The following is a 23,488-nucleotide window of genomic DNA, read 5'->3' as shown; positions in this document are numbered from 1 at the left end:
TTACGAACCAAGCAGGAATCCACATGAGCGACATTCTCGACCGAATCATCGCCGTCAAGCGCGAAGAAGTCGCAGCGGCCATGCGCAGCGCGCCGCTCGAGGCACTGAAACTGGAAGCATCCGCACGCGACCTGCGCGACTTCGTCGGCGCACTGCGCGCAAAGCATGCGGCCGGCCACGCGGCCGTGATTTCCGAAATCAAGAAGGCCAGCCCGTCGAAAGGCGTGCTGCGCGAGCATTTCGTGCCGGCCGACATCGCGCGTTCGTATGCGGAGCATGGCGCCGCGTGCCTGTCGGTGCTGACCGACGAGCAGTTCTTCCAGGGCAGCGTCCGCTATCTCGAGGAAGCGCGCGCGGCCTGCTCGCTGCCGGTGCTGCGCAAGGACTTCATCGTCGACGCGTACCAGATCATCGAAGCACGCGCGATGGGCGCGGACGCGATCCTGCTGATCGCCGCCGCGCTCGACACCCCGCTGATGCAGGATCTCGAAGCGTATGCGCACTCGCTCGGTCTCGCGGTGCTGGTCGAAGTACACGACCGTAACGAGATGGAACAAGCACTGACGCTCAAGACGCCACTGCTCGGCATCAACAACCGCAACCTGCGCACGTTCGAGACGTCGATCCAGACGACGCTCGACATGCTCGACATGATTCCGGCCGACCGGATCGTCGTGACCGAATCGGGCATCCTGTCGCGCACCGACGTCGACACGATGCGTGCGGCGAACGTGAACACGTTCCTCGTCGGCGAAGCGTTCATGCGCGCCGACCAGCCGGGCGAAGAGCTCGCACGGATGTTCTTCTGATGGCGATCGAAAAGGAAATCAAGCTCGCGCTGCCGGCCGGCCAGGCCGACGCCGCGCGACGCTTCTTCGAGACGCTGACCGGCGAACCCGGTCACGACATCACGCTCGCGAACGTCTATTACGACACGCCCGATCTCGCACTGGCCCGCTCGAAGAGCGCGGTGCGCGTGCGCCGCGCGCCGCAAGGCTGGCTGCAGACGTTCAAGACGGTCGGCAGCGCGGAAGGCGGCCTGCATCGCCGCCACGAATGGGAGCTGCCGGTCGCCGGCGACGCGCTCGAGATCGACGCGCTCGTCGCGGCCTGCGACGTGCCGGAAGCCGCCGCCGCGCTGAATGACGCGGCGGGCGCGCTGCACGCGCTGTTCCGCACGGATTTTTCGCGTACGCTGTGGCGCATCGCAATCGGCGGCGCAACCGTCGAAGCCGCGGTGGACCTCGGCGAGATCGTCGTCCAGGCGGAACACGAAACGCGCCGCGAACCGATCAGCGAAATCGAACTCGAACTGATCGACGGCCCGGAAGCGGCGCTCGCAACGCTCGCCGCCGAATTGCAGCAAGCGCTGCCGGGCCTCGTTCCCGACAACATCAGCAAGGCGCAGCGCGGCTACCGGCTGCGCGCGCAATAACCCGCATCACGCATGGCAACCCGCAAGACTTCCCGCGCGCCGCAACAGGCGTCGCTGTTCGACGACCCCGTGCCGGAAACGGCACCGGCCGATATTCCGTCCCAGGCGCCCGAAGCGCCCGCGGCCGGACGCAAGCCCGCAAAGAAAGCTGCACCGGCTGCGGCCCCGACGGTACCGCAACCCGCGGCCGCCGACATTCCGCACCTCGCCGCGCAATTCGACGCGCTGCCGTCCGTCTGGCGCGACGTGCTGAAACCCTTCACCGACAGCGACGCCTATGCGCCGCTGTGCCGCTTCGTCGATGACGAGCGTGCGACCGGCAAGACGGTCTACCCGACCGACGTGTTCCGCGCGCTGCGCCTGACGAGCCCGGACGACGTGAAAGTCGTGATCCTCGGCCAGGACCCGTACCACGGCGACGATCGCGGCACGCCGCAGGCGCACGGGCTCGCGTTCTCGGTGCCGCCGGCCGTGCGCACCCCGCCGTCGCTACGCAACATCTTCAAGGAAATCGCCGCGAACTTCGGTCATGACACGCCGCGCCACGGCTGCCTCGACACCTGGGCGCGGCAGGGCGTGCTGCTGCTCAACACGGTGCTGACGGTCGAGCGCGGCGCAGCCGCGAGCCATGCGAAGCGCGGCTGGGAGCAATGCACGGACACGCTGATCCGCGAACTTGCCGGTCGCCATCGCGGGCTCGTCTTCATGCTTTGGGGTGCACACGCCCAAGCGAAACGCGCATTGTTCGACGCAAGCGCGCACTGCGTGCTCGAGGCGCCGCATCCGTCGCCGCTATCTGCGCACCGCGGCTTCCTCGGCTGCCGCCATTTCGCGCTCGCGAACGACTATCTGGTCGATGCGGGCCGCGAGCCGATCGACTGGCGCCTGCCGGAAGTGGCGGAAACGCTCGCATAACGGCCGCGCCGCCGATTCTTTCGGCCGCGCCAGCCTGCATGCAAAAACGCCGCGCCCCTTTCGGGACGCGGCGTTTTTTTATCGGGCGACGCAGCGAGCGCGGCGCACCCGCATCGACCTTACGCGGCGGCGATCGCTTCGCGTGCGCCGGCCAGTGCGGCGCTTTGCGCATCCGGGCCGAGGTTCAGGCCTTCCGCGAAGATGAAGCTCACGTCGGTCATGCCGACGAAGCCGAGGAACGTGCGCAGGTACGGGGTCTGGCTGTCGTTCGGCGTACCGGCGTACTTGCCGCCTCGGGCCGTCACCACGTGAACCTTCTTGCCCTTGATCAGGCCTTCCGGACCGTTCTCGGTGTAGCGGAACGTGACGCCTGCACGTGCGATCCAGTCGAAGTACGTCTTCAGTTGCGACGAGATGCCGAAGTTGTACATCGGCGCGCCGATCACGATGATGTCGGCAGCTTGCAGTTCGGCGATCAGTGCATCGCTCTTCGCGACGATCGCATTCTGTTCCGCGGTGCGGTTCTCGGCCGGCGTGAAGAACGCGCCCAGCACCGATTCGTCGAGGTGCGGCAGCGCATCGGCCAGCAGGTCACGAACCACGACCTTCGCGCCGGGGTTCGATTGTTGCAGCTTTGCCGTCAGTTCGTTGGCCAACAGCGTGGATTGCGCACCTTGCGAACGCGCGGCGGAATTGATTTGCAGAATGGTCGTCATGTCAGGCTCCGGTAGGGTTGCGCTTTGGTAGCGCGAGTGACGCCATTGTGCGTGGCCGCATGACCACGAAAAAGCGGGTTCAGGGCGACGGATTGTTGCAGCAGCAGAACAATCGTTGATCGCGCCCCGATACCCGCTTCGGTACGCTCAACCCTTCAGCCAGGCCTCCCGGGCCTTCGAGGCCGCAGCCGGCTTCGCGGCCGCCGTCAGCCGGTAGCGCGTGACTTCCGGGCCGTCGAGCTTCAGTTTCGCGGCGCGCAGCTCGTCGCGCCGGAACGCGTGAACCTCGACCTTGTCGCCCGGCCGGTAGCGTGCGAGCAGCGCGTCGAGATTGGTGCCCGTGACGCGCAGCCCGTCGACCGCGATCAGCGTGTCGCCCGCCGACAGCCCCGCGCGATGTGCGGCCCCGCCTTCATAGACGGCCGCAAACGTGCAGTCCGCGCCGCCGCGCAGGCGCGCCCCGATCGTCGGCTTCGCGGTCGCGCCGTTCGCGACATCGGGCGCGAGCGACACGCCGAACGGTGCAAGCAGTTCGGCGAGCGGCAGGTCGCGCGTGCCATGCACGGCATCGGCGAACAGGCGGCCGAGCGCAACGCCCGTCGCCTCTTCGATCAGCGCCTCGACTTCATCTTCCTCGACGCCCGCCTGCTTGCCGCGGTAGAAATCGCGGCCGTAGCGTTGCCACAGCAGGCGCATCACGTCGTCGAGCGACTTCTTGTTGCGTGTCTGCGCGCGGATCGCGAGATCAAAGGCGAGCGCGACGAGCGAACCCTTCGTGTAGTAGCTGACGATCGCGTTGGTCGCGTTCTCGTCCTGGCGGTAGTACTTGATCCACGCGTCGAACGAGCTTTCGGCGACGCTCTGCTTCAGGCGCCCCGTGCCGCGCAGCACGCCGCCGACCGTACGGCCGAGCGCCGCGAAATAGTCGTCCTGCGACATCAGCCCGCTGCGCACGAGCATCAGGTCGTCGTAATACGACGTGAAGCCTTCGAACAGCCACAGCAGCGACGTGTAGTTTTCCTTCGTCAGGTCGTACGGCACGAACGCCGCCGGCTTGATGCGCTTCACGTTCCACGTATGGAAGTACTCGTGGCTGCAGAGACCGAGATACGTGCGATAGCCTTCCGTCGTTTCGGGCCGCCCCTTCACCGGCAGGTCGGTGCGGTTGCAGATCAGCGCGGTCGACGCGCGATGCTCGAGGCCGCCGTAGCCGTCGCTGACCGCCAGCGTCATGAACACGTAGCGGTCCATCGGCGCCTTCTTCGACTTCGGCTCGAACAGCGCGATCTGCGCTTCGCACACGCGCTTCAGGTCGGTGCGCAGGCGTTCCATGTCGAGCTGTGTCACGCGCCCCGCGATCACGATGTCGTGCGGCACGCCGTGCGCGTCGAACGTCGCGAGCGCGAATTCGCCGATCGTCACCGGATGATCGGAGAGTTCGTCGTAGTTCGACGCGCGATAGGCGCCGAACCCGTAGCGCTTGGTGCCGCGCGCCTCGGGTAACGACGTGCCGACACGCCACGCGCGGAACGCCGAGCCGGCCGGCTTCGCGATGTCGACTTCACACGGCGCGTACTCGCGGCCGGCGACGCTCAGGAACACGGCCGTCGCATTGAAGAAGCCGCCCGATTCGTCGAGATACGCGGAGCGTACCGACAGGTCCCACGCATACACGTCGTAGCGCAGCGTCAGCGTGCCGTTCACGGGGGCGGCCTGCCACGTGTGCTTGTCGGTCTTCGCGATCCGCACCTTGCGGCCCGCGTCGTTGAACGCGCCGAGCGTCACGATGTTGCGCGCGAACTCGCGCACGAGATAGCTGCCCGGAATCCACACCGGCAGCGAGAAGCGCTGGCCTTCGGGATCGGGATCGGTGACTGTCACCGACACTTCGAACAGGTGCGCGGCAAGATCTTTCGGGACAATCGAATAGCGGATCGGCTGGGTCATCGTGGCAATCGGTCGAATACAGCAGCGAAAACGAAGAGAGGCGCCGGCAGATGCGGGCGCCCCTCGCTAGCCGGGCCATGCGGCCCGGCGTGTGGTCGGTTACTTGCTCGAGGCGAGCGCCTGGTTGAGCTGGTCGGCCGACACGGCGCCCGGCAGGCGGCGACCGTCCGGCAGGAAGATCGTCGGCGTGCCCGTGACATTCATCCCGCGGCCGAGCGCGAGGTTCTTGTCGAGCGCCGTGGTATCGCAGGTGCCGGCGCCGGACGGTGCGCGATGGTCGAGCATCCAGCTCTGCCACGTTTTCGCGCGGTCGGTCGCACACCAGATCGACTTCGACTTCGCGGTCGAATCCGGCGACAGCACCGGGTACAGGAACGTGTAGACGGTCACGTTGTCGACCGACTGCAGCGTCGTCTCGAGCTTCTTGCAGTACGGGCAGTTCGGATCGGAGAACACCGCGATCTTGCGGGCGCCGTTGCCCTTGACGACCTTGATCGCATTCGCGAACGGCAAGCTCGCGAAGTCGATCTTGTTGATTTCGGACAGGCGTGCGTCGGTCAGGTTCTTGTGCGTCCTGGCGTCGACGAGATCGCCGAGCAGCACGTAGTCGCCGGCCGCGTCGCTATAGATGATCTGCGAGCCGAGGTTCACTTCGTAAAGGCCCGCGACCGGCGATTTCGACACGCTCTTGATCGGTGCGTCGTTGCCGAGGCGGGCCTGCAGCGTCGCTTTCAGCTTGTCGGTGGTCTGGTCGGCCTGCGCGGTGCAGCCAAGCGTCGCCATCGTGACGGCCAGCGCCAGCGACGCGATGCGGATCGTTTTTTTCATCGAAATCTTCCTTCAGCTCAATCGGTGTGCACGGCACAGTGTACGCCGTAACGGAACCGTGTCCGACCGGCGACGCGGCCGAAGGTTCGATCAGCCGAGCGCGGCCGACACGAGCCAGCGCTTCACGAGCGGCTGCGCGCCGACGAAGGCCATGCCCGCGTTGCGCACGGCCTTCGCGACGGAGCCCGGCGCCGCGAACAGCCGCTGCAGCCCGTCGGTCGCGACCATCAGCGCGCGGATGTCCTCGCGGCGCGAACGCTCGTAGCGGCGCAGCAGCACCGTATCGCCGAGATTGCGGAAGCTTTCCTTGCCGGCGATCGCATCGGCGAGCGCCGCGACATCGCGCAGCCCGAGGTTCATCCCCTGCCCCGCGAGCGGGTGGATCAGGTGCGCGGCGTCGCCGACGAGCGCGACGCGGGGCGCGATCAGCTTGTCGACCGTCTGCAGCGCCAGCGGGAAGCCGGCGGCCGGCGTCACGCAGTCGAGCGTGCCGACCTGGCCGTGCGACACGCGCTCGACTTCGGCCGCGAGCTGCGCCGGATCGAGTGCGAGCAGTTCGTCCGCATGCGCGGTGTGCGCGGACCAGACGAGCGACACATGCCCGTCCGGCAGCGGCAGCAGCGCGACGATCTCGCCTTCGTGGAACCACTGGTAGGCCGTCTCGCGATGCGGCAGCGACGCCTTGAAGTTCGCGACAACGCCGGTTTGCCGGTAGTCGCGCCGCTCGATCTTGGCCCCCATTTGCGAGCGCACCCACGAATGCGCGCCATCGGCGCCAATGATGAGGTCCGCTTCCAGCACCTGCCCCGACGACAGCGTGAGCACGGCCGCGTCGTCGCGCACGTCGAAGCCCTGTGCGCGCGCATCGAACCACGTGAGGTTCGGCTGGAACCGCAGCGCGGCATCGAGCGACGCCTCGACCAGCGACGATTCGGCGATCCACGCGAGCTGCGGCACGGAAGCCTGGTACGCGGAGAAATGCAGTTCCGCGTGCGCATCGCCGTACACGCGCATGTCGTAGACCGGTGCGAGCCGGCTGTGATCGAGCGCCTGCCAGACCCGCAGCCGCTCGAGCAGCGCCTGCGAACTGGAGGACAGCGCGTAGACGCGCGTGTCGAATGCGAGATCGGCGGGGCGCGGCGTGGCCGGCTGGGCGAGCAAGGCTGTCTTGTAGCCGGACTGGGTCAGCGCGAGCGCGGCCGTCTTGCCGACGAGCCCGCCGCCGACCACGGCGACGTCGAAGGTGTGGTGGGCAGTCATGGCGGGCATTATAGCCGCGGGGCCAAACCCTTACGCGGCCGGACTTTGCGGGAAATCAGCAGAATCGCAGGCCGATGCGGCAGCGCGGCGGCCCGCCGCATCGGCCGTTCGGCGCCAGCCCGGAATCCGGGGCGTCGGCACGGTACAATAGCGTCTTTGACCGTCGGCCCGCCGCGCCCCAAGCGCCGGCCGCCCTTTTTTCCCGCGCCGCCGTGCCCTGTCCGGCCGCGCCGCCTTACCCGTCCGAAGGATTCCATGAGTCTCAAATGCGGCATCGTCGGCTTGCCCAACGTCGGCAAGTCCACCCTGTTCAATGCGCTGACCAAGGCCGGCATCGCCGCCGAGAACTACCCGTTCTGCACGATCGAGCCGAACGTCGGCATCGTCGAAGTGCCCGATACGCGCCTGAAGGCGCTCTCCGAGATCGTCAAGCCGGAGCGCGTCGTGCCGGCCGTCGTCGAATTCGTCGACATCGCGGGCCTCGTCGCGGGCGCGAGCAAGGGTGAAGGCCTCGGCAACCAGTTCCTCGCGAACATCCGCGAAACCGACGCGATCACGCACGTCGTGCGCTGCTTCGAGGACGAGAACGTCATTCACGTCGCCGGCAAGGTCAGCCCGATCGACGACATCGAAGTGATCAACACCGAACTCGCGCTCGCCGACCTCGGCACCGTCGAGAAGGCGCTCACGCGTTATTCGAAGGCTGCGAAGTCGGGCAACGACAAGGAAGCGGCGAAGCTCGTCGCGGTGCTCGAGAAGGTGCGCGCGCAACTCGACCAGGGCAAGGCCGTGCGCGGCCTCGCGCTGTCGGATGACGAAGAGGCGCTGCTCAAGCCGTTCTGCCTGATCACCGCGAAGCCGGCGATGTACGTCGCCAACGTGAAGGACGACGGGTTCGAGAACAACCCGCACCTCGACGCGGTCCGCAAGTACGCGGAAAGCGAGAACGCGCCGGTCGTGGCCGTTTGCGCGGCGATCGAGGCGGAAATCGCCGATCTCGACGACGCGGACAAGGAAGCGTTCCTCGCCGACATGGGCATGGAAGAGCCGGGCCTCGATCGCGTGATCCGTGCGGGCTTCAAGCTGCTCGGCCTGCAAACGTACTTCACCGCGGGCGTGAAGGAAGTGCGCGCGTGGACGATCCATATCGGCGACACGGCACCGCAGGCAGCCGGTGTGATCCACACCGACTTCGAGCGCGGCTTCATCCGCGCGCAGACGATCGCGTTCGACGACTATGTCACCTACAAGGGTGAACAGGGCGCGAAGGAAGCCGGCAAGATGCGCGCGGAAGGGAAGGAATATGTCGTGCACGACGGCGACGTGATGAACTTCCTGTTCAACGTCTAAGCGCCGAAGCGCTCGAGATATCCCCGAGAGGCTCGCATTTTGCGAGCCTTTTCTTTTTCGGAGGCGCGTGATCGCATCCATAAAGGGCAATCGCACGGATTGTGGTGGACTCGGTCGGCCGTGTGCATCCGTCGGGCCCCCGAATGCCTCGTCGATACTCAACGTGCCCGACAGCAAAAACAGGTCCGACGCACGAGCCTCCCTCAAGACCGCGACGCGCCCAGTCAGGCCCCACATGCAACTGGATGCTTTTCCAATTATTTGCACAATTTGCACCATTGAACCGGAATCCATTCCAATCAACGGGAACTCGACCGCCGCCCGGCAATCAGGCGCGTCCGGCGCTCAAATCACAACCTATACAGGAAAACTCATTCTTCTTATAATCAGCCGTCGAAATCAACTCATGCCGCTGACACTTCGGCATGCATGACTCGCACAGCATCCGCGCCCGGCTTCCAATAGCGGCCCGCGCTGAAGTATTTCGCGCATCCACGTGCAAATCTTTTGCGTCGAGTTGATGTAGCGCATTGAAAGTGCAGGCAATCCGTTCCCGATTGCAGCGAGCGGCAATAAAAACGACGTAACAACAATCGCGAGGGCGTCTGAAATCGCCAAACAAAACCGAAACGGTTGAAAAAAAGAAGGCGATACAATCCTGTAGTCGGAGAATTTCCATTCGTCCGTGTCGTAGACTATGCCGGCGCCATGCTTGCCGAGTTGGTACCGACATGATGTCCGAATGCGAAAACCCTGAACATCGCTACAACTTTCTACGATTCGCATCATGCTTAACTGGCAAGAAGATCTTCTCGAATTGCTCGGAGGCTCGCAGTCTATTGACGAGATCTTGCGAAAAGTGGAGAAAGCAACCAAGGAGCTCGGTTTCGAGTATTGCGCCTATGGCATGAAACAGCCGCTTCCGCTGACTCAGCCAAAGATAATCACGATCAGCAATTATCCCAAGGCCTGGCAGGACCATTACAAGGAAAAGGGCTATATCGCCATCGACCCCACCATCAAGGCTTGCCGCCAAAGCGGCCGCCCCGTGATCTGGAGTGACGAATTGTTCCAGTCGGCGCCAGCCATGTGGGAAGAGGCCCAAGCGCACGATCTTCGCGTGGGCTGGGCGCAGGTCGTCATGGACAAGTCGGGGACAGGAGGTATGCTGACCTTGGCACGCTCCCGAGAACCGCTCACGGCCGCGGAGCTGGAAGCGAACGATACAAAGCGGCGGTGGCTAGCCCACATCACCCACCTTGTCATGTCGACGTCCGTCCTCAACCAGACCGCAAGCGCGACGGCAAACCTGACTGAACGCGAGATCGAGGTGCTGCGCTGGGCCGCGGACGGCAAAACGTCCGCCGACATTTCGGCCATCCTCACGATCTCGGACAATACAGTCAACTTCCATATCAAGAACGCCGTGGCGAAGCTCGGCGCCGCCAACAAGACCGCCGCCGTCGTGAAGGCGGCGTTGCTCGGCTACCTGTGTTGACCGACGCACCGCATTCGCATTGATCGTCCGCCGTCAACGATAGCGCTGCTCGATGGCCCGTGCCACGGTTTGCTGCCAGCCCAGCGCATCGACGACGGTCCCCAGCACGACCAGATTCTTCTTCCACGAATACGCGTCGCCCCCCGCCTCCAGCAGGCAGATGTTCGAGCGAGGACAGCCGCTTCGGCTCCACTCCCCTTGCCCGACCTGCACGCCCAACTCGATATCCCACCCGAGGCTGATCCTGGTGTTCGCCACCTCGCCGATCCATTCGGTGTAGCCGGTCCACACGCCGGACTCTCCACGAGCACTGTCATTGATGTCCTCGTCCAATCCCGACATCAAGTGGGTCAGCTGGACGGACAAGAGCCTCTCTATCGTCAATCCGATACGACCATCGTCGGTAAACCGAAAATCATGCTCCACGATCTTTGATCCTTCCAATCGAAGTTGCTGTCGCGGGGAGACCATGGCCTCCCCGCCGACTCACCTCAAAACCGACCCCGAAGGTTTCAGGTCGCGCCGCCATCCACCGTCAAGGTTTGACCGGTCACCCAGCCGCCCTGCTCACCCACCAGAAAAGCCACGACATCGGCGACATCCTGAGGCGTCCCGAGCCGCTTGAACGGCGAGGCGGCAGCCATTGCCGCCTGCCGCTCCGGGGGCGCTTTCGAAAACATGCCGGGAACGACCGGCCCCAGGCGGACATTATTGACCGTGACACCGCGCGTCCCCAGTTCTTTCGACAAGACCCGGCCAAACGCTTCAAGCGCGGCCTTGGATGCGGAGTACAGTGCGGACCCCGCGATCGGCGCCCCCACGATGGTCGACGAAGTATTGACGATCCGGCCACCGTCACGCAGGTGCATTGCAGCCTGCTGCAACACCATCAGCGCCCCCCGCACGTTGACGTCGAACAATCGATCATAATCGCTCGCCGCCAGCGTTGCGATCGGGCCCGTGCCTACGACGCCCGCATTGTTGAACACCACATCCACGCCGCCGAAGCGCTCCCGCGCCACGCCAAACAGCTGACTCGCGCCGGACTCGGCGGCAAGATCCGCCTTGACGGCAACGGCGGCACCGCCCCGTGCCTCGATCGCCGAACACACGGAATGCGCAACATCCTCGCCGTGGTGATAGCCGATCACCACCGCGAAACCCTCCGCGGACAGTCGCAGGGCCACCTCTCGTCCAATACCGCCGGAAGCTCCGGTCACGATCGCGACACGTTGGGCTGATCGATTATTTTCCATACTCATTCTCTCCAATCTAGGTAAGCAAGCTTGTTTCGAGGTCGACGTGGTCTGACTCGCGTTTCATTTGACGGCCGGCATCACTCCGGCCGGCACGACGGGGAGCTCGACAGGGCGCACCGTCGTCAGGGGCAGCTTGCGGACCCACAAAGCGCCGGCGGTTCCAAGCAGCGCGACCAGTGCCATCGTCAGGAACACCGCGCCTTTCAGCGCGCTGTAGAGCGGGCCGGAAAGAAGCACGAACGCCCCCATGCCGATGCCCATAATGAAGGCCGAATACAGCCCCTGGCCGGATGCCGACAACGACGGATGCACCCGTTCGGTAATGATCTTCATCGCAGCCATGTGGGAAGCGCCGAACGTCAGCGCCTGCAGCACCTGAGCCGCCATCAGCAAGGGCACGTTCGCGCTCATGCCGATACATGTCCAGCGCAGGGCGGCGGCCAGCCCGCCCAGGACGATCACGTTGACGGGACCGAGACGGCTCACCAGCGAACGCCCGAACGCGAAGAATGCGATCTCCACAGCGAGGCTCCACCCCCAGAGCACACCGATCATCGAATCGGACAGGCCCTGCTGCTGCCAGTAAAGCGAGCCAAACGTGTAATACGCAGCATGGCTGCCCTGGATCAGCAGCGTCGACGCAAGGAACAGGACGAACCATTTACTGGCGAAGAACGGCGCGGAACTGACCTTGCCGGCTCGCTCGACCACCACGCGCTCTCGCGGCAGCAGGCATGCGGCAACGAAGACCATCGCCGCCGCACCGACGATGAACCACAACAGCGAGCCGCCGCCGAACATGTTCATCACCTTGCCCGCTGCGACCACGACAAGCATGAAGCCGACCGAACCCCACAGCCGAATCTTGCCGTAATCGAGGCCGTGAGCACGCGCCTGCATCGTCGCAATGCTCTCGCACAGGGACATGATCGGAGACCAGCAGGCAAACGCAAACGTCGTCAGCAGGAAGATGGTGACGAAGCGATCCGTTTGCGTAAACATCACGCACCCGGCCAGCAGACCGAATGCCAGCAGGATGATGGCTTCGCGCTTGCGACCATTACGGTCGACGATGCCCGAGACCACCGGCGTGAACACGATCTTCAGCGCGAACGCCAGCGCGGTCAGCGTCGCGATCCCGGAGGGCGAAATGCCCTTCGAATTCAGCCACACCGGCCAGAACGGCATGTGGATCCCGATGAAGGAAAACATGCAGAAGTACATGAGCCCCAGGCGAAGCTTCATGAATCGATCCATTTTGTGTCTCTCCAATTAATTGAGAACGGCAGAGCAGAACGGTTCCTCGTCACGCGGCGCTTGCTGGTCGCGCACCGGCGCGTCCGGCAACAGCCGCTCGGCCAGCCAGTCCGTCAGGTCCACGCTGTACTGCCCGATGTGGTTCAGACAGACGTGTGCCGCGCGCGGGTAGATCACGGCCCGATGCCGGCCGGCCCATGCCTGCTCGAGCAGTTCAATGCCCGACACGGGGAAGATGTCGTCCAGCGCACCGTGAATCGAAAGCACGTCGGTCTCGCAACGCCGCGACAAATCCAGCCGTAGCGCGTCGAAACGCGCCTGCATCGCCTCGACGTCGTCCGGCATGAATGCGTATTCGAAGTCCTCCTTCAGCCGGCGCGGCAAGGTGGCGTAGGGCGCGAGACATGGGCCGCCCGACAGGTTCACCACGCCGCGGAACAGATGCCCCGCATGCTGCGCCACGCGAAGAGCCAGATAACCGCCGAAGCTCACGCCGAAGAAGCCCAACCGTTCGCAATCGACGGCATTCCCGGCGCGCAGCGCACGCACCAGTTCCGGCACGATCAGTTCGACGCGCGGATCCAGTGGCGTGCGGCCGACCTGCCGCCCCTGTCCTGGTCCTTCGAACAGCAACGCCGCCATCCCGCGCTCGAGAAACTGCTCGGCGAACGCGAACGGCTCGAGCTCGGTGACCGAATCCAGCCCGTTCGACAGGATCACGCACGGCGGACGCGGACCATACCGGCGATTGCCGGTCGGCAACAGCAGGTAATACGGAATCTCGACGCCCTGCCAGCGCACCACGCCCATCGATACGTCGAGATCGCTGTCCTTCAGCGACTCGAGAAAGCAGTCCCGGACACGCTCACGCAGCCGCGTCTTGCGCTCCCGGTCGGAGAAATACATGAACTCGGCCCAGTGGAAGCTCGCCGCGGCGGTGCGATAGCAACGCGCCCGGCCCGGCCCGGGATGCACCCGCTTCGCCTGCTCGACGCACGCGATGCCGTGACGCTCCCACCTGATCATCCATTCGTCCCAGAACGCGCCCGACGCGAGGTCGGTGCAGCCGGTCGGGAAATCGTGCAGCGCCTGCACGATGTCCCCCCATTGCAGTTGCGGACCACGAGCCGTATGCAGGAACATCATGCGCGGCATGAAGTATTGGCACGCCTCGTACACGCCTCCCGGCAGTCTCAGCGATCCGCTCATGCCGCCTCCATTACCGCGCGCTGCAGCCACGCGCCGCAGGCGTCGACGGCGGCCTGGCTGTTGCGGGCAATCAGCGCACTGATCCGCGCCTTGTTCTCGCGCAGGTCTGCGCTCCCGAATGCCTGCCGCGCCATGTCTTCGTCGATGCGAATCCGATGGGCTGAAATCACTTCGCAACCAGCCGCGGAGGCCACGACCCGCCATTCGCCTTCATGTGCGCGCAGCAGCGCCGGCGGCTCGGGCTGGAAGTAACGAATCGACAACGCGTTGGCGTCGCAGCGGCGAATGCTGCGGAAACGCTCACCGCCCCGCTCCGCGGCGATCGTGAGCAGGAATTCCTGGTTGACGGTGTCGTCGTGCAGGATGTCGATGCGTTCGCAATGCGGAAGCACGTCCGGCCATGACGCGACATCGGCCAGGACTTCGTAGACCTTGTCCGGCGGGAACGGCAGCGAATGGCGGGTTTCGAACGACGCGCAGTCCGCGCGCTGCCGCTCGACGAAAGAGCGGATCGCCCCCATCTCGCTTTCGCCATTGCGGCAAGTGAATTCGCGGATGAAATCGACAGCCGCCGCCACGTCGGCTATATCCGGCCGGATGCCGGTGACGTCAGCCTTGACCAGAAAGTCACGCGTGACGTGCAGGACGCAGCGGCGATCCGACAGCGGCACCACCCGCCATTGACCACCCATGCGCTCCAGCAACGGCATCGGCACGCGCAGGTGAAAATCTATTCTGAAGATCTCGGGACGGTACGTCCGATGCGTTTCCCACGACACCGGCAGGCCGCCCTGGATGGCGTCGATGCGGACGACTTCCGCGTCATGCTCGCGCGACACCACGGTCGCGGACGTGCACGCGTCGATGATCAGCGGCCAGTTGCCGACATCCTTCAGCGCGTCGTAGACGTTTTGCGCCGGTGCGTCGCAAACGATCGCATGCATCGTCGAGAACGCCCGCGACGGCTCACGCGGCAGGTCAGGCTGCTCGGTTGCGGCTTTGATGCTGCGCAACTCGCGCAGGGAATTCGAGCGAATCGCCCGCCGCACGAATGCTTCCGCCGCGGCGTTATCGTCCACGCCATCGACCACGCCGGCGACCGGGTCCGCCAGCGTGAACACATGCTCCAGCACCAGCAGGCTCTGCTGTTGGTTGACCACGATCACGCGCCAGCTGGTCGCCATGTCCCGCACCAGCGCCATCGGCTTCACCGATTCGACGTCGATGCCATACACGTCGGGCAGGAACGTCCGCCGTGACTCCCACTCCATTTCCAGGCCATTGACCGTCGCACACACCCGGATGTGCTCGCCACCTTCGTCTTTCCGCAAGTGCGTCACCGCCCGGCATGGCTCGAACAGCTCGGGCCAGCGCGCCGAATCACGAATGATGCCGAACACACGCTCCGGCGCCGCATTGCACACGATCGAACTGGATTCAGACAGTTGCATGGTTCATTTCCGCCATTTGAATTGTGATCAGCGACGCCTCGACCAACGCGCCCGCCACCGCACGGCGCACGATCTTGTCGTTTGCATTCCTGGGAAACGGTGCCGCGCTCACGAACAGGAAGGACGGCCATTTTTCTTCACTGAGCGTTTGCCGCAACCTCGACCTGATCCGCGCCAGCAGCGCGTCCGGGGTGTCAGCAGCCGAGTTCGGGTAGATGCAGGCGACCGGATGCTCGCCGAACCCGCCACACGCCGGCCAACCGGCCAGGACCACCTCGCCGATACCAGGCACCGCGGCCAGCACGCCCTCCACCTCCTCCGGGTAGATCCGGTGGCCGTTCGGCGTCAGCAGGCTCTCGCTGATACGCCCCTTGAGCACCCATTCGCCGTCCGGGCCGATACATGCGTAGTCGCCCGTCGGAAACCACTCTGGGAGCGGCTCGACGCCGCTCAGCCCTGCGTCGAAGTAACCGGCCATCAGGCCGTCGCCTCGCAGGACGACCTCACCTTCCGCACCGGGTGTCGGCGGCACGGGCGCGGCTGCCCCGTCGCGCAGCGCAACTTCGAGCGTGTCGTCGGGCCGGCCGACGCAGTGGAGCTGCCGCTGTGGCAGGCCCATCCGATGGTCGCTCTCCGTCAGCCAGCAGAACGGCCCGAAGGTCTCGCTCAGGCCGTATCCCTGCACCCAGTCGCAGCCGATGCGGCGCCTCGCCTCTTCCAGCACGGACAGCGGAAGCGGCGCCGCGCCATACGCCATCACCTGCATCTGCTCCAGACGCACGTCGTCCCGCACCATCGCGTTCAGGAATCGCTGCAGCGTGACGGGACGCAGCATCGCGTGCGTGATGCCGAGCCGCGCCATCTGAGCCGGCCACCGGGAGACATCGCGGCCCTCCGGATAGAACAGGCTGGCGCCATGCAGTACGCTGCCGAACGAAAAAATGATTCCCGTCGTGTTGTTCATCAGCCCGGACTGGAAGATCCGGCTGTCCGCTCGAAACGAGAGGCGCCGCGTCACGCTCGCGATTCGCCTGCAGATCAGTGCCTCGGAGATACTGATCGCCTTCGGGCGAGCTGTCGTTCCGCTGCTGAACAGCATGAGGAAATGCTCGACGGGGTCAGGCGCGGCAACGACCAGCGAGTCGTGCCGCGCCGCGCGCGCCGATGCCGGATCGACACGGCTGCGCAGACTCGCAATACCTCGCGCCTGCAATGCGTCGGCCGCGACCGGGTCGGACTTGACGTACAGCACGTGATCCGGCCGCACCAGTCCGTGCAGGTCCTGCCACTCCTGGACTGCAGTGTCCGCGAGGTTGTACGGCATGACCACCTGCAGGCCGAGCGCGCTGGCCGCCGCCAGGGCGAACAGCGCCTGTTCGTCATGGTCGGCAATCAGCAGGATCCGCTGCCCCGAGGCAATGCCTGCTCCCTGCCACCGACGAATCGTCAGCGCGACGGCGCCACGGAGATCGTCGGACGCATAGACTCCGCCTTTGCCCGTCAGCATCGCCTTGCCGCGTTCGCCTCGAGCGGACGCAATCAGTGAAATCAACTTCATTAGCGATCCTATTTAGTTGGCTCCGCATTCAGGTTCGTGCGGAGCCGCCGTGATCAGGCGACCGGCTGCGCCGCGTACGCGCGCGCGGCGGTAACGCGTGCGCCATCGGGTTCCGACAGCATCTGCGCCACGAAGGCCGCAATATCGCAACCGGTCTCCCAACTCCGCCGATGCGACTTGTCGATCGAGATCGAGAACCGTTTCTCGATGAGCTGCGCGAAGTCCGTCAACTCGGTCGAATCCATGTCGTACTCGAGATCCAGATCCGCCGACATGTCCACATCGCTCGCCTGCAGCCCCAGATAACCGGCGATCATTTCCTGGATCACTTTCGTCACGTCTGCATTCATTTTTTTTCCTTTCATCTTGATGGTGGTCACGCCCTCAGCACTGCACCAGCCCTAGCGTGCCGATGCCGCCGCGAGGGCTCATGCGCTGGATGATCGCTGCCGAGCAGCCGGCGTCCGGGCGATCGCCGGATTCGTAAAGCGACGCAGTCAGCGTGCCGCTTTGCAGGTGACGCGCCGCCAGGACGGCCTCGAATACGCCGGACAGCGCGAACATGTGGCCGTAAGCCGGCTTGCTGTTCACGACAGTGACGGTCGGGGCCATGTCGCCGACGACATGGCGGACCCATTCCGACTCCTTCGCCAGCATGCCGTCGCGCACCAGGAGCGCCGGATTCCCGGCATCGCCGGCCGCTTGCTTCAGCGCGTCGTACATGACACGCGGGATCAGCGACTCGGACGGACAGAAACCGTCCGCCGCGCCGCTGACTTCGCAATAGACCCGGGCGCCGCGGGCAAGCGCATGTTCCCGTTCCTCCAGCATCAGGAACGCGGCCCCCTCGGCGAGGTCGGTGCGCACCTCCTCGCCAAGAACTGCGCCACGCGCGCTCGCCGGGCTGCTCGGGTGGCCGAGTACCGCGCGAACGTAGGGCGTGTTCAGCCCTTCCGCCGCCCCGCACAGCGCCGCCTTGACGCGCCCGCTCTGCAACGCGGCGATGCCATTGCCGATGGCCTGCAGGCCCGCGACGTTGCGCGCGGAAAAGGTCTTGGACAACCCCTTGATTCCGTGCTCGAGCGAGATCTGGCCCTGCAGGGCAGCGGGAAACCACGCGGTGGCGACGTACGGACTCATTTCCTTCACACCGCCGACGTGCAGCCCGCGGACCTGCGGCTCGATGTATCCCCAGCCACCCAGGCAATTGCCGACGAACACGCCGACACTCGCCTTGTCGATCCGGCCGGCCGCTACGGCGCTGTCCTCGAGGCACTGCCCCGCCGCGCTCAGGCCATAGACGACGAACGGGTCGATCTTGCGCTTCAGCCTGGGCGGAACGAAACGCGAGGAATCGAAATCCTCGAATGAGCGGAGCCGGGTTCCATTCGCCAGTGGAACCGACAGAGCGGAGCCTTGCCCGAGCCGCCCGGTGCTCAGCGCGTCAACGCCGCCATGCGGACTGACCAGGCCGAGCCCGGTAACCACGATTCGTTTTCTTGCAGACATGGCTCAGATCGCCCTCAGAACAATGACGCTATGGATTCCAGAAAAACCGCTCGACAGCTTCAGCGCGACGCGAAGCCGCGAGTCCCTCGCCTGATTGCCCACGTAGTCGAGGTCGCACTCCGGATCCGGCCGGCGATAGTTGATCGTCGGATGGATCTTCTGATGCCGCATTTCCAGGCATAGCGCGACCGTCTCGACAGCGTTGGCCGCGGCCAGGCTGTGCCCCGTCATCGCCTTCAGCGAATTGACCGGAATGCCGTAGGCCCGCGCGTTGAACACCGACTTGATCGCGTTGGTCTCGTTGATGTCGTTCTGCGGTGTCGAGCTGCCATGAGCGCTGATGTGATCGACGTCGTCCGGCTGGCATCCGGAATCGTCCAGCGCCTGTCGAATACAGCACGCCAGTTCGGCGCCGTCCGGCGCCAGATCGGTCATGTGATAGGTGTTGTTCACCGACGCATAGCCGGCCAGCTCCGCATAGATGTGCGCCCCGCGCCGCATCGCGTGCTCGTACGACTCCAGCACGAACACGCCACTACCTTCCGCAATCACGAACCCGTCGCGTTCCACCGTATATGGGCACGATGCTTCCGACGCCGGAACGGTGCGGCTGGACAGCGCACCCAGCGCTTCGAACGAGCCAATCGACAGAGGACATAGCGGCGCCTCGCTCGCGCCGGCAATCATGACGTCCGCAGTGCCGGAACGAATCTGATCCAGTGCGTAACCCAATGCGTCCAGTCCGGCGGTGCAGCCCGTCGACAGGTTCGACACCGAACCCGCCACACCGTATTTCGTTGCGATGGCGGTCGCGGCCAGACCAAAGTCGAACGAATCATAGAACCCGTCCCGCACCCTGTCGGGCGCCACGTCGGCCTCGCCCGATCCGGTCAGCGTCTTCAGGTTTTCCTCCATCGAGGCCGCGTCCGCGATCGCGGAGGAAATGGACACACCGACGCGCAACGGGTCATGTCCGGACACATCGATGCCAGCATCCTCGACTGCCATCCGGGCGGCGGCCAGCGCGAACTGGACGTAGCGGCTATGGCCGGCTTCCGAGGCGGACTCGTCGGGCCGGAAATCGGTCACCTGGCCGCTGGCCGCACTCTTGAAACCGAACGCCGCGCCCCACCCGTAGGGCTTGATGCCGCTCACGCCCTGCAACGTGTTGTTCCAGAATTCCTCGACGCCGATACCGTTCGGTGCGACGACCCCAAGGCCTGTAATGACGACTCTTCGGCTCATCGCGCGCTCCCGGTGTTGTCATGCGCACCATCGGCAAGTGCGTCCAGGAGGTCGCCCTGCAACGCGCCACGAGCAGCCGCCGACAGGTCGAAACTTTCGTCGAACACGCGCTCCTCCACCATCAGGCGACCGATCATCTCGAAATCTCGTGCCGAGAGTTCGAAATGTCCGAACCGGAACTTGTAGCCCCAGTTCTGCTTGCCCGCCGTCAGATCCAGACGATCGAGCAACGGATGTATCGAGATCTCGCGGCATGGCAGGTACGCGATGTCGCGCCGATACGGAATGAAATCGGGCGCCATCTGAAACTGGTACGTGTCCTCGCCGGTCACGCGTCCGATCGCCGTGAATTTCTGGCATTTCTCGGTTCCCTTGAACTCGAGAACGGGCGAATAAAACACGATGCCGTCGCCCACGGACATCCGGGCCAGCGGCCCCTTCTTGCCGTGGCAGACCTGACAGAATCCCCCGGCTTCGCCGCGCTTGATATGCTCGCGAGACACCACACCGCACCAAAATTTGCTCATACCGTCCCCATCCAGGCTTGGTTCATCCCTCCCGCTCCTGCGGAGCGGGAGGCGGACAAAACGTGTCAGGCCTCGCTGACAAGCGCCAGAATGTTGTGCACGGCTTCCGGCAGACCCTTTTGCATGTGCGGCCAGATTTCGGCGGAAAAGAAGCCCGCGGCATCCGCGTTGATTTCCGCACGGACTTCGTGCGTCAGGTGGATTTGCTCGCCGGCCTTTTCGACCCGGTGGAAATTGCGGATCACGCCGAACGGCAGCACCGCTTCGTCGGAGAATTCTTCGCCGGCCGTGACGGTTTTCAGTTCGACTTCGATCGGCTCACCGCCTTGCGGGGTCAGCGAAAAAACCGTGCCGGCCTTGAAGTTGTTCCGGATTTCCGCTTGCGCGATGCCGCTGTCCCATTTGCTCCAGTTATTGACGTCCGCCCAGATGCTCCAGACATCGTGCACGTTCGCCTTCGACGTCGCGGTATAGGACGAAACGAAATTGACCTTAGACATTTGCATACTCCTTCTCAGAATTAACAGTTTCAATTTCGGCCGAATCAAAGAACACCTGATCCTTTTCTCCGAGCCAATAAGCACGCGGGTGTGCACCCACTTCGACCATCACGCCGTTCAGGGACCAGTTCGGTTCGTTCAGTGAACCGGTATCGCCCCAGAACGCAGGATTGAAGAATTCAAGAATCACGTTGGTATGCCAGATGAGTCCCAGCTTCGTCAGCGTCATCTTGTCCGCGGAGATTTCGATCAACCCCTTCTTCAGCAGCCGTTCGATTTCTTCCGAAAAATCTTCGAGCAGGCTCGTCCCAAACTTGCTCTCGTAATACTTGAACTCGATTTCAAAATAAAGCAGTGCGAAAACGATGTAGCGTTCGCGCTGCACACGCGGCGACATATGCGATGTCACGGTGCTGATCAGGAATTCACCGCGATTGACCGTCTCGACATATTTTTCGACGTCGGTTTCGGTTCCCAGGCGATAGCCGTCGAAATAGCTGTACGAACCCGGCCCGACCGCCAGCGTGTCCACATAAACTTTCCAGTTCCAGTGGTTGTACATGTTCTCGTAGCCCGGCTTGCAGAAATGGTCGACCATGTACATGCGATAACCGTGCTGCTCCGCGATTTGCAGGGCCTCCCGGTACATCGCCTTCACCATCGGGGTTTCCGGATCTTCCGGCCGCTTGACCTTGCCGTTCTGGATCAGGCGACTTTGCGGCGTGGCATCGTGGATCCGGTACAGGTAGATCGTGAAATGCGGAACATCCAGCTCCGTCAGCATTTCCAGATCCTTTTTCCAGATCTCCATGGTGTGGCCGGGCATGTTGAACATGAAATCCAGCTGGATATTGCGCAGGCCGCGCTTCTGAAAGCCCCGAATCACCCGGATACTGTCGTCGGCCGCGTGCGGCGAACCCACGACCGAGAGAATCTCCTGCTGGAACGACTGCACGCCCAGACTGATGCGATTGATCTTCGACGACGCAACGTAATCCATCTTCTCGTCGTCGAAGTCGCGTGCATTGCCTTCAAGCGTGAAGCCGCACGCTTCCGCGATATTGAAATGCTCGTAGACGGTATCGACGATGCGCTTGAGGTTCGCGGTCTTGAGAATGCTGCCCGTACCGCCGCCGATGTAGATATCGCGGACGACGCCCGTTTTCCACTTGTTGAAGCCGGACCAGTGGATCAGGTCCTTGACCAGCGCGTCGACGTACGCGTCCTCGCGGTTACGCTTGTCGTTCTCCGGCAGCAGGCTCGCGAAATACGGGCACGACTTGCAGCGCGTTCGACAAAACGGAATCCCGATATACAGAACAAAATCATCGCCCTTCTGCTCCATATCGATCAGCTTCAGGAAATCGTCACCATCCTGATTCCGGTACATCCCCGGGGGATAAAGAATGAACGGGAGGTAGCATTTCTTCGGATACGGAACGCGCTCCAAGCCTGCAATCTCTGACATAACAGCCCTCTCTGTGGTTTTGATCTTTCTCAATATCCAATCAAATCTTCAAAGCAAAGCCACAACCCTGCTCCATGCGGCATCGGCCTTTTCCAACTTGATCGGGAAGCAGCACACCTTGAACCCGGTCCTGACGGGCAGATTTTCGAGATACCCCAGTCTTTCGATCTGGATATATTCGCAGTCGCGGCCATAGAAGTGCGACGGCCATAACCGCCCCTGGTCCCCGGTCTGCTTGTATGCATCGATCATTTCGCAAAATGGAGCATCGAAACTGAATGCATCGGTTCCGATTATTTTCACGCCTGCCCCGGTCAGATATTCCAGCGCCGATTTATCGATCCCGCGGTACTCGGTAAAGTATTTCCGGCTGCCGATATTTCTGAATGCCCCGGTATTGATCAGGACAATATCCCGCTCCTTCAGGACGTGACCGACCTCGATCAACTTTTCCCTCACGGCATTACCATCGATCACCCCGGAGTCATGACTGAAATCAAGCAGCACCCCGTCGGAAAAACACCACTCCAGAGGAATCTCCGTAACGGTTTTCGGCCGTTCCGCGCCTTTGCGCCAACCGTAGTGATAAGGCGCATCGAGATGCGTGCCGGTATGCGTCGTCAACGTGTAAGTCATCAACGACAGCCCCATTTCGTCCGGAAAGTCCTTGTGATCGATGAAGTACTTCCGCGGCTTGAGCAGCTTGCACACCAGTTTCTCGAACCACCCCTTCGCCTTGAAGTGCAGGTAACTCGCGCCCAGTACGTCTGCCCCCTCTCGATGCGAGAGCACTTTCCGGCCGATCGCTTCCGGCTCCCAGAACGTCTCATCGATGCTGACGCTCAGATCAATAATTCTCGGCATTGGATGTCTCATGCAAAATCGTCGAAAAAGGCACCTGGATCACCGAATCGACGCGCACGCGATTCCTTTGGGAAATCGCGCAAACGAATTCCTGCCCATAAATCACGGCATCGTTGCCCGCACGGCTCGCGACGAAGCGCGTCATCTGCCGATCCCGATCGACCAGCAGCGCATGAAGCGGGATGCCGCTCAACTTGCCGTAGGCCTCCGTCCGGCACCAGGAGCCGAACGCTTGCTTCCGCAGCCATTCCTCGTGGCCGCTGTAGCCGTCCCAGGTCGGGAAGCCCGGAAAGAACCGGGTGCACAACGCAACCATGTCGATCGGCCGATCCACCGCCTCCACATCGAGCCCCAGCGGGCACCGCGAAATGCCTACGGCACAGATGCCACCCGACGCCGCGTAACTGAAGTACAGCGGTTGCCGCCCGCGCCGACTCAGCAAATACGGCCTGCCGCTGGCGCCCTCCATCCGGATGCTGTGATGCGGCGCGTACTGGCGCAGCACGTACTCGCGGACATGACGGCGGAATGCGAATAGCCGCCGCCTGCGAGACAGCCGGATCTTCCCGTAGCGAGCCCGGTCGTCGTCCCGGATCAGAATCGGCTCGCAAACGGGATCGGCATCCGACAGCGTCACGATCCAGACCTCGGCGCCTCGTGGAATGGCCCTCGACATGTTCTGGCGCTCCCGA

24 protein-coding genes are annotated in these 23,488 nt (G+C 63.7%); 5 read left to right on the top strand and 19 right to left on the bottom strand.

All coding sequences use genetic code 11. The annotated features are described in order from the left end of the window. The first annotated feature begins 23 nt into the window (after positions 1 to 23). The 3 genes from trpC to ACPTTC_RS02505 are packed head-to-tail and all read left to right on the top strand — an operon-like array spanning position 24 to position 2,350. The gene (gene trpC, locus ACPTTC_RS02515) at positions 24 to 809 is read left to right on the top strand and encodes an indole-3-glycerol phosphate synthase TrpC (protein ID WP_423391446.1); all 786 of its coding nucleotides are present in this window, start codon (positions 24 to 26) and stop codon (positions 807 to 809) included. Beyond that, positions 809 to 1,435, top strand: coding sequence for a CYTH domain-containing protein (locus ACPTTC_RS02510; protein WP_175957716.1), 627 nt, complete (start codon positions 809 to 811; stop codon positions 1,433 to 1,435). The genes trpC and ACPTTC_RS02510 overlap by 1 nt, the downstream gene beginning before the upstream one ends. Before the next feature lie 12 nt (positions 1,436 to 1,447). After that, positions 1,448 to 2,350, top strand: a complete 903-nt coding sequence (locus ACPTTC_RS02505; protein WP_423391445.1) for a uracil-DNA glycosylase — start codon at positions 1,448 to 1,450, stop codon at positions 2,348 to 2,350. A gap of 119 nt (positions 2,351 to 2,469) precedes the next feature. Here ACPTTC_RS02505 and ACPTTC_RS02500 read toward each other — a convergent pair whose 3' ends face one another. The 4 genes from ACPTTC_RS02500 to ACPTTC_RS02485 form a co-directional block, all read right to left on the bottom strand. Next, positions 2,470 to 3,066: an FMN-dependent NADH-azoreductase gene (locus ACPTTC_RS02500; RefSeq protein ID WP_175957714.1), complete on the bottom strand. Its 597-nt coding sequence runs from the start codon at positions 3,064 to 3,066 to the stop codon at positions 2,470 to 2,472. A gap of 147 nt (positions 3,067 to 3,213) precedes the next feature. Further along, positions 3,214 to 5,013 carry a M61 family metallopeptidase gene (locus ACPTTC_RS02495; protein ID WP_423391444.1) on the bottom strand — a complete coding sequence of 600 codons (1,800 nt, stop codon included), beginning with the start codon at positions 5,011 to 5,013 and terminating at the stop codon, positions 3,214 to 3,216. Between the two features lie 99 nt (positions 5,014 to 5,112). Further along, positions 5,113 to 5,841, bottom strand: coding sequence for a DsbC family protein (locus ACPTTC_RS02490; protein ID WP_423391443.1), 729 nt, complete (start codon positions 5,839 to 5,841; stop codon positions 5,113 to 5,115). A 90-nt stretch (positions 5,842 to 5,931) separates the two neighbouring features. Then, the gene (locus tag ACPTTC_RS02485; RefSeq protein WP_423391442.1) at positions 5,932 to 7,110 is read right to left on the bottom strand and encodes a UbiH/UbiF family hydroxylase; all 1,179 of its coding nucleotides are present in this window, start codon (positions 7,108 to 7,110) and stop codon (positions 5,932 to 5,934) included. 246 nt (positions 7,111 to 7,356) lie between these two features. Here ACPTTC_RS02485 and ychF point away from each other — a divergent pair, with 246 nt between their 5' ends. After that, positions 7,357 to 8,451 (top strand): redox-regulated ATPase YchF, encoded by a 1,095-nt coding sequence (gene ychF / locus ACPTTC_RS02480; protein WP_069247026.1) that lies wholly within the window; start codon positions 7,357 to 7,359, stop codon positions 8,449 to 8,451. 328 nt (positions 8,452 to 8,779) lie between these two features. On the opposite strand, the gene ACPTTC_RS02475 is transcribed toward ychF, so the two are convergent. After that, complete coding sequence (locus ACPTTC_RS02475) at positions 8,780 to 9,130, bottom strand: hypothetical protein (RefSeq protein ID WP_423391441.1); 351 nt, start codon at positions 9,128 to 9,130, stop codon at positions 8,780 to 8,782. A 108-nt stretch (positions 9,131 to 9,238) separates the two neighbouring features. Here ACPTTC_RS02475 and ACPTTC_RS02470 point away from each other — a divergent pair, with 108 nt between their 5' ends. Then, a complete protein-coding gene (locus ACPTTC_RS02470) occupies positions 9,239 to 9,949 on the top strand; it encodes an autoinducer binding domain-containing protein (protein ID WP_423391440.1) in 711 nt (236 codons plus the stop codon). A gap of 33 nt (positions 9,950 to 9,982) precedes the next feature. Here the strand turns inward: ACPTTC_RS02470 and ACPTTC_RS02465 are convergent, their stop codons facing one another. The 14 genes from ACPTTC_RS02465 to ACPTTC_RS02400 form a co-directional block, all read right to left on the bottom strand. Next, complete coding sequence (locus ACPTTC_RS02465; protein ID WP_423391439.1) at positions 9,983 to 10,375, bottom strand: DUF4902 domain-containing protein; 393 nt, start codon at positions 10,373 to 10,375, stop codon at positions 9,983 to 9,985. 86 nt (positions 10,376 to 10,461) lie between these two features. Next, positions 10,462 to 11,205, bottom strand: a complete 744-nt coding sequence (locus ACPTTC_RS02460; RefSeq protein ID WP_423391438.1) for an SDR family oxidoreductase — start codon at positions 11,203 to 11,205, stop codon at positions 10,462 to 10,464. 63 nt (positions 11,206 to 11,268) lie between these two features. Continuing rightward, the gene (locus ACPTTC_RS02455; protein ID WP_423391437.1) at positions 11,269 to 12,453 is read right to left on the bottom strand and encodes an MFS transporter; all 1,185 of its coding nucleotides are present in this window, start codon (positions 12,451 to 12,453) and stop codon (positions 11,269 to 11,271) included. A gap of 27 nt (positions 12,454 to 12,480) precedes the next feature. Beyond that, a complete protein-coding gene (locus ACPTTC_RS02450; RefSeq protein ID WP_423391436.1) occupies positions 12,481 to 13,674 on the bottom strand; it encodes an alpha/beta hydrolase family protein in 1,194 nt (397 codons plus the stop codon). Continuing rightward, the gene (locus ACPTTC_RS02445; RefSeq protein WP_423391435.1) at positions 13,671 to 15,125 is read right to left on the bottom strand and encodes an aromatase/cyclase; all 1,455 of its coding nucleotides are present in this window, start codon (positions 15,123 to 15,125) and stop codon (positions 13,671 to 13,673) included. The genes ACPTTC_RS02450 and ACPTTC_RS02445 overlap by 4 nt, the downstream gene beginning before the upstream one ends. Next, entirely contained in the window at positions 15,112 to 16,683 is a 1,572-nt protein-coding gene (locus tag ACPTTC_RS02440; protein ID WP_423391434.1) for a class I adenylate-forming enzyme family protein, read from the bottom strand. The genes ACPTTC_RS02445 and ACPTTC_RS02440 overlap by 14 nt, the downstream gene beginning before the upstream one ends. 53 nt (positions 16,684 to 16,736) lie before the next feature. Next, the gene (locus ACPTTC_RS02435; protein WP_423391433.1) at positions 16,737 to 17,063 is read right to left on the bottom strand and encodes an acyl carrier protein; all 327 of its coding nucleotides are present in this window, start codon (positions 17,061 to 17,063) and stop codon (positions 16,737 to 16,739) included. Positions 17,064 to 17,067: 4 nt separating this feature from the next. Then, positions 17,068 to 18,192: a beta-ketoacyl synthase N-terminal-like domain-containing protein gene (locus ACPTTC_RS02430; protein WP_423391432.1), complete on the bottom strand. Its 1,125-nt coding sequence runs from the start codon at positions 18,190 to 18,192 to the stop codon at positions 17,068 to 17,070. Between the two features lie 3 nt (positions 18,193 to 18,195). Continuing rightward, positions 18,196 to 19,437: a beta-ketoacyl-[acyl-carrier-protein] synthase family protein gene (locus ACPTTC_RS02425; protein ID WP_423391431.1), complete on the bottom strand. Its 1,242-nt coding sequence runs from the start codon at positions 19,435 to 19,437 to the stop codon at positions 18,196 to 18,198. Next, on the bottom strand, positions 19,434 to 19,964 hold the full coding sequence (locus tag ACPTTC_RS02420) for an EVE domain-containing protein (RefSeq protein WP_226200956.1): 531 nt from the start codon (positions 19,962 to 19,964) through the stop codon (positions 19,434 to 19,436). Before ACPTTC_RS02420 ends, ACPTTC_RS02425 begins: the two co-directional genes overlap by 4 nt. 65 nt (positions 19,965 to 20,029) lie before the next feature. Continuing rightward, on the bottom strand, positions 20,030 to 20,464 hold the full coding sequence (locus ACPTTC_RS02415; protein ID WP_423391430.1) for an SRPBCC family protein: 435 nt from the start codon (positions 20,462 to 20,464) through the stop codon (positions 20,030 to 20,032). After that, entirely contained in the window at positions 20,457 to 21,932 is a 1,476-nt protein-coding gene (locus ACPTTC_RS02410; RefSeq protein ID WP_423391429.1) for a coproporphyrinogen-III oxidase family protein, read from the bottom strand. Before ACPTTC_RS02410 ends, ACPTTC_RS02415 begins: the two co-directional genes overlap by 8 nt. A gap of 48 nt (positions 21,933 to 21,980) precedes the next feature. Next, positions 21,981 to 22,796 carry a cyclase family protein gene (locus ACPTTC_RS02405; RefSeq protein ID WP_226200953.1) on the bottom strand — a complete coding sequence of 272 codons (816 nt, stop codon included), beginning with the start codon at positions 22,794 to 22,796 and terminating at the stop codon, positions 21,981 to 21,983. After that, positions 22,780 to 23,472 (bottom strand): hypothetical protein, encoded by a 693-nt coding sequence (locus ACPTTC_RS02400; protein ID WP_423391428.1) that lies wholly within the window; start codon positions 23,470 to 23,472, stop codon positions 22,780 to 22,782. The genes ACPTTC_RS02405 and ACPTTC_RS02400 overlap by 17 nt, the downstream gene beginning before the upstream one ends. Positions 23,473 to 23,488 lie beyond the last annotated feature (16 nt).

Source organism: Burkholderia mycopellens (genome assembly GCF_964265025.1).
Classification (GTDB): domain Bacteria; phylum Pseudomonadota; class Gammaproteobacteria; order Burkholderiales; family Burkholderiaceae; genus Burkholderia.
The sequence above is the reverse complement of the archived record's forward strand: the minus strand, read 5'-3'. Positions and strand labels throughout refer to the sequence as shown.

Coding starts and splice junctions, on each gene's coding strand:
- ACPTTC_RS02485 (WP_423391442.1), bottom strand. CDS start 7,110: ATGCCCGCCATGACTGCCCACCACACCTTCGACGTCGCCGTGGTCGGC.
- ACPTTC_RS02495 (WP_423391444.1), bottom strand. CDS start 5,013: ATGACCCAGCCGATCCGCTATTCGATTGTCCCGAAAGATCTTGCCGCG.
- ychF (WP_069247026.1), top strand. CDS start 7,357: ATGAGTCTCAAATGCGGCATCGTCGGCTTGCCCAACGTCGGCAAGTCC.
- ACPTTC_RS02460 (WP_423391438.1), bottom strand. CDS start 11,205: ATGGAAAATAATCGATCAGCCCAACGTGTCGCGATCGTGACCGGAGCT.
- ACPTTC_RS02400 (WP_423391428.1), bottom strand. CDS start 23,472: ATGTCGAGGGCCATTCCACGAGGCGCCGAGGTCTGGATCGTGACGCTG.
- ACPTTC_RS02440 (WP_423391434.1), bottom strand. CDS start 16,683: ATGAAGTTGATTTCACTGATTGCGTCCGCTCGAGGCGAACGCGGCAAG.
- ACPTTC_RS02510 (WP_175957716.1), top strand. CDS start 809: ATGGCGATCGAAAAGGAAATCAAGCTCGCGCTGCCGGCCGGCCAGGCC.
- ACPTTC_RS02445 (WP_423391435.1), bottom strand. CDS start 15,125: ATGCAACTGTCTGAATCCAGTTCGATCGTGTGCAATGCGGCGCCGGAG.
- ACPTTC_RS02455 (WP_423391437.1), bottom strand. CDS start 12,453: ATGAAGCTTCGCCTGGGGCTCATGTACTTCTGCATGTTTTCCTTCATC.
- ACPTTC_RS02500 (WP_175957714.1), bottom strand. CDS start 3,066: ATGACGACCATTCTGCAAATCAATTCCGCCGCGCGTTCGCAAGGTGCG.
- ACPTTC_RS02410 (WP_423391429.1), bottom strand. CDS start 21,932: ATGTCAGAGATTGCAGGCTTGGAGCGCGTTCCGTATCCGAAGAAATGC.
- ACPTTC_RS02405 (WP_226200953.1), bottom strand. CDS start 22,796: ATGCCGAGAATTATTGATCTGAGCGTCAGCATCGATGAGACGTTCTGG.
- trpC (WP_423391446.1), top strand. CDS start 24: ATGAGCGACATTCTCGACCGAATCATCGCCGTCAAGCGCGAAGAAGTC.
- ACPTTC_RS02450 (WP_423391436.1), bottom strand. CDS start 13,674: ATGAGCGGATCGCTGAGACTGCCGGGAGGCGTGTACGAGGCGTGCCAA.
- ACPTTC_RS02490 (WP_423391443.1), bottom strand. CDS start 5,841: ATGAAAAAAACGATCCGCATCGCGTCGCTGGCGCTGGCCGTCACGATG.
- ACPTTC_RS02415 (WP_423391430.1), bottom strand. CDS start 20,464: ATGTCTAAGGTCAATTTCGTTTCGTCCTATACCGCGACGTCGAAGGCG.
- ACPTTC_RS02475 (WP_423391441.1), bottom strand. CDS start 9,130: ATGGAAATTCTCCGACTACAGGATTGTATCGCCTTCTTTTTTTCAACC.
- ACPTTC_RS02425 (WP_423391431.1), bottom strand. CDS start 19,437: ATGAGCCGAAGAGTCGTCATTACAGGCCTTGGGGTCGTCGCACCGAAC.
- ACPTTC_RS02505 (WP_423391445.1), top strand. CDS start 1,448: ATGGCAACCCGCAAGACTTCCCGCGCGCCGCAACAGGCGTCGCTGTTC.
- ACPTTC_RS02420 (WP_226200956.1), bottom strand. CDS start 19,964: ATGAGCAAATTTTGGTGCGGTGTGGTGTCTCGCGAGCATATCAAGCGC.
- ACPTTC_RS02430 (WP_423391432.1), bottom strand. CDS start 18,192: ATGTCTGCAAGAAAACGAATCGTGGTTACCGGGCTCGGCCTGGTCAGT.
- ACPTTC_RS02470 (WP_423391440.1), top strand. CDS start 9,239: ATGCTTAACTGGCAAGAAGATCTTCTCGAATTGCTCGGAGGCTCGCAG.